Origin of the sequence: Methanobrevibacter millerae (assembly GCF_900103415.1) — an archaeon.
Lineage (GTDB): Archaea > Methanobacteriota > Methanobacteria > Methanobacteriales > Methanobacteriaceae > Methanocatella > Methanocatella millerae.
In genome coordinates this window covers 1-5,584 of the sequence record NZ_FMXB01000038.1, presented here as the reverse complement: position 1 = coordinate 5,584, position 5,584 = coordinate 1, and the positions used below count along the sequence as shown (strand labels likewise).

At 34.5% G+C, this 5,584-nt stretch carries 1 protein-coding gene; it reads left to right on the top strand.

The window, feature by feature from the left end:
* A partial coding sequence (locus tag F3G70_RS11825) for an Ig-like domain repeat protein (RefSeq protein WP_149732909.1) occupies nucleotides 1–5,584 on the top strand: 5,584 nt, incomplete at both ends.

Genomic DNA, 5,584 nt, shown 5'->3' with positions numbered 1-5,584 from the left:
GTAACTGCTTTGAATGTAACTGTTGAGCAAAACACTTCATTTATCATTAATGTTGCTGATGATTTTAATGGTAATGTTTCAATTAAGGTTGGAGATGACGTATTATACAACGGTACAGTTGAAGCAATGGTTATTGGTAAAGTATTGTCTGAAGCTGGTGCTAAAGTTGCAAATGTCACTTTCTATGGTGACAGCAATTATAATGTAAAAACTTTAGATAATGTTAGATTCAATGTATCCAGAGTTGACCCTACAATATCCGTTGAAATTACTAATGTGACTTATAATGCTAGTGCTGTTGCTACTATTAATTTAGGCAATAATGCTAATGGTACTGTTAACGTTACTGTTGACGGCAAGGTCTTTAACGCAACTGTTACTAATGGTCGTGCTAGTGTTGATTTAACTGGTTTATCTGCTGGTAGTAAAGTTGCTAGTGTTGAGTTCTTCACTACTGATAAGTATAACAATAATGTGACTGCTACTGGCGTATTTACTATTAATAAGAATACTTCTAATATTACTATTCAAGTAGAATCAATTTATGAAGTTGGAGATAAGATTGTAATTAATTTCACTGCTGAAAACTCAACCGGTGCTATTACTGTTACTATTAACGGTAAATCTTACACTGTTGTAGCCAATAAGAATGTGACTATTGACAGTGCTGAATTTGGTGAATACATCATTAATGCTGTTTTAGCTGGTGATGAAAACTACACCGGATCCAGTGCTAATAAGACATTCAATGTCATTAAACACAATATTACAATTGAAATTAAAGACATTACAGCTCCTATTTATGTTGGAAGCGAAATTACTATAATCGCTGAGTTAAACGAAACTGTTACTGGTGATGTAATATTCACAATTAACGGTGCAAACTACACTGTACATGTTTCAGATGATAATAAGGCTACTTATGACTACACTCCTGTTAATAATAAGACTTTAACTGTTGTTGCTACATTTGTTGGCAATAATAAGTATAATGGTAATTCAACTTCAAAAGACTTCCCAGTTAACATGGTTCCTACCAATATTACTGTCGAGTTCACTACTCCAATATCTGTTGGTGCTGATGCAGTAATTACTGTCAGATTAAACGAATCAATTAATGGAACTGTAAAATTAACTGTTGGCGATAAAACTTATGATGTTGCTGTTGTAAATGGTACTGGAACTTACACTGCTTCCAATTTAGTATATGGAACTTATAATATTAATGCTACATTTGCTGGAGATGTTAAATACTCAGGCAATCATTCAACTGTTAAAGTGTTAACGGTTAATAAAGTTCCTACTAATGTGACTATTAAATTGGATAAAGATATAATCTTTGTCGGTGAAAATGCAGTTGTAAGTGTTGTTGTAAATCAAACCATTAACACAACTGTAACTGTTACTGTAAACAATAAGAATTATACTGTTGGAATTGTAAACGGTAAAGGAAACTTAACTTTATATGATTTAATTAATGATACTTATAAAATCAATGCTACTTATGCTGGCGATAATAAGTATGTGGGCAATGTTTCAGATACTTTAACCTTGAAAGTCAATAAGATAGCTACGAACTTAATTGTTGTGACTAATTCACCTATTAAAGTTGGTGAAACTGCTGTTGTAACAATTAACATGAATCCTGCTATTAATACTATTGTTAAATTAAGTCTTGATGGTAAAGAATACTTGGTTGCAGTCGTTAATGGTGTCGGATCATACAATGTATCTGGATTGAACAGCGGAGTTTACGACGTTAATGTGACTTATGATAGTGACGGTAAATACGTTGAAAGCAAGAACGGCACAAAATTAACTGTTAACAATGCTACGTTAACTGCTGATGTAATTGCTTTGAATGTTACTGTTGAGCAAAACACTTCATTTATCATTAATGTTGCTAATGACTTCAATGGAAACGTTTCAATTAAGGTTGGAGATAAAGTATTGTACAATGAAACCGTTAAAAACATGATTAATGCAGCTAAATTACTTGCAGGCGATAAAGTTGCTAATGTTACTTTCTATGGTGACAGCAATTATGATGTATTAACGTTAAATGATGTCAAATTCACTGTTTCAAGAGTCACTCCTACTATTACAGTTACTATTAATGATGTGACCTATCCTGCTGATGCTGTTGCAAATATTAATTTAGGTAATAATGCAAACGGTACTGTTAACATTACTGTTGGCGGCAAGGTCTTTAACGCAACTGTAACTAATGGTACTGCTACTGTTAATTTAGATGGTTTATCTGCCGGTGATAAAGTTGCTGATGTTGAATTCTTCGCAAATGATGATTATAACAACAATGTAACCAGCACTGCTAAATTCACTGTTGTTAATGCTAATTCAACCATTGTTATTGAAGTTAATGATGTATATGTCTACAATGACACTATCATAATTAATTTAACCACTACTGGTTCAAATGGTACTGTCAGCGTTACAATTAACGGCAAATCTTACCCTGTAAACAATAAACAGGTTGTCATTGATAGAATTGCTGCCGGTGATTACACAATCATCGCTGTTTTGGCTGGTGATGGAAACTACACTGCCGCAACAAATTCAACCACATTCAAAGTTGAAAAGGCTGGAACCAGTGTTTCAATCGATGTTAAATCAGTTAATGTAGTCGATGATACTATTGTCATTACTTTAACGACTGTTAATTCAACCGATTTAACTGTTACAGTTAATGGTGAAGTTAAAGTTGTCAGTGATAATAAGATTACCATTTATAATGCTGAAGCTGGCGATTACGTTGTAAATGCTATTTTGGCAGGTAATGAAAACTACACTGATTCAACTGATAATGCCACATTTGTTGTCAATAAATTAACTCCTGTGGTTGATGTGGTTGATGTTACTGTTGTTGTTGATCATGATGCTGTGATTAATGTCACTGGTTCTGCTGATAGGAATGCTAATTTGGTTGTTAACATTAATGGTGTTGATTATGCTGTTAACATGACTAACGGTAATGCTTCCTTGACTGTTAAAGGTTTAAGTGTTGGTAATTACACTGTTACTGTTACTTACCTGGAAAATGATAAGTATGTTGAAGCTGTTGCTAGTGGTTGGGTGAATGTCACTGCTAAAGGCTCTTCTGCTGTTGTTATTGATGTTAATCCGGTTTACAGTGTTGATGATTCTGTTGTGATTACTGTGACTAAAGTAAATTCATCCGGTAATGTTACTGTTACTATTAACGGTAAAGAATATGCTCTTGATAAGGATAATAAGATTACTATTGATAAAGCGGTTAATGGTACTTATGTGGTTGTTGCTGTTTTAGATGGTGATGATGATTATTATGGTTCCAGTGCTACTGCTACATTCAAGGTAATTAAACATAACATTACAATCAGTATTGATGACATTGTTGCTCCGATTTATGTTGACAGTGAAATCACTATTGTTGCTGAGTTGAATGAAACTGTTACTGGTGATGTTGTATTCACTATTAACGGTGCTAACTACACTGCACACGTTGATAATGATAATAAGACTTCTGTGAAATACACTCCGGTCAACAATGAGACTATTACTGTTGTTGCTACTTTCCTTGGTAATGACAAGTATAACAGTAATTCAACTACAAAATCATTCGATGTTAACAGGGTTCCTGTAGCTGTAACTGTTGGTTTAGATAAGACTTCAATCATTGTTGGTGAAAGTGCTGTTCTAAGCATTGATGTAGATTCGACAATTACTGGCGTTGTAACTGTTAAAGTCAACGGTAAAGATTATAATGTTGCTGTTGTAAACGGTAAAGGTAGCTTAACTTTAAGTGATTTGGCTAATGGTACTTACACCATTAACGCTACATTTGCTGGAGATAATAAATACGAAGGAAACACATCCAATACAGTATCATTAGTGGTTAAAGATAAAGCAGTACCTGATATTTCAGTCACTGTTAATGAAACTGAAGGCACTGCTGTTATTGAAGTTCCTGCTGATGCTACTGGTAGTGTAACTGTTAAAATCGATGGTGTCGAATATGATGTGATTGACATAACTGAAACTCCAATTACCGTTGACATTGGTGATTTAATGCCTGGTAATCATACTATTGAAGTAATTTACTCAGGTAATGATAATTATACCAGTGCTTCCGATATGGAATCATTCAATGTTCCTAAAGCTGAGGATTATAATATCACTGTTGATGCTATAGTGGATGAAAATTCAGTTGATATTATTGTTACATTGCCTGAAAATGTAACTGGTCCGGTATTGATTGATGTTGATGGTGTTGGCTATTATGCAAATGTAACCGCTGGTCAAGCTAAATTACACTTGGATAATTTAACTAAAGGAGATCATGATGTTGTTGTAAAATATCCTGGTGATGATTACTATGCACCTAATGGAAATGTTACTTCATTTACCATTGATGAAAAAGAAACTCAAATGAAAGTTGATGTTGAGGATGGTAAGATTGTCATTGAACTTCCTGCTGATGCTACCGGTGATGTGACTGTTACTATTGATGGTGAAAACCAAACTGTACCTGTTGTAAACGGTAAGGCTGTTGTGGATATTTCTGATTTGGAACCTGGTAAACATACTGTTAATGTAACTTATCCTGGTGATGATAAGTATTCATCTGTATCTGATTCAACTATTGTTGAAGTTCCTAAGATTGTGGATTATCCATTTGATGTAATTGCTGAAGACATTAAAGTTGGAGAAAAAACCAATATAACTATAAACTTACCTAAAGATGTAAACGGCAATGTACTGGTTGACATTGGTGGAATCGGATATTCTGCACCTGTAACTGACGGTGTTGCTCATGTTGAGTTACCTCTTAAATTTAAACAGGGAACCTATAATGTTACGGTTACACTCTCTAGAAATGACAGGTATGAAGATAAAACTGTAATGGACTCATTCACTGTTTATCCGGCTGAAACTTCTATGGATGTTAAAGTTGAAGATGGTAAAGTCATTGTAGAATTGCCTGAGGATGCTACGGGTAATGTAACTGTTAAAATCGATGGTGTGGAGCATGTTGTTCCTGTTGAAGACGGTAAGGCTGTTGTGGATATTTCTGATTTAGAACCGGGTAAACATGCTGTTGAAGTAACTTACTCTGGTGATGATAAGTATGCTTCTGTTTCCAATGTAACTGTCATTGATATTCCTAAAGAGACTGACTATCCATTAACTGTAAGTGAGGAAGATGGCAAGATTGTTGTGGATGTTCCTGATGATGCTACTGGTTATGTGACTGTTACTATTGATGGTAAGGATTATGTTGTTCCTATTAAGGATGGTGGAGCTGTTATTGATCTTCCTTCTGATTTAGGACCTGGTGAACATACTGTTGATGTATCTTATCCTGGTGACGGTAAGTACGCTCCAGTTAATAATTCAACTACTGTCGATGTTCCGAAAGTTGATGTAACTGAAGAAGATGGTAAATTAGTCATTGAATTGCCTGAAGATGCAAAGGGTAATGTGACTGTTACTATTGATGGTGTAAATCAAACTGTTCCTATAGTTGATGGTAAGGCTGTTGTGGATGTTCCTTCTGATTTGGAACCTGGTAATCATACTGTTG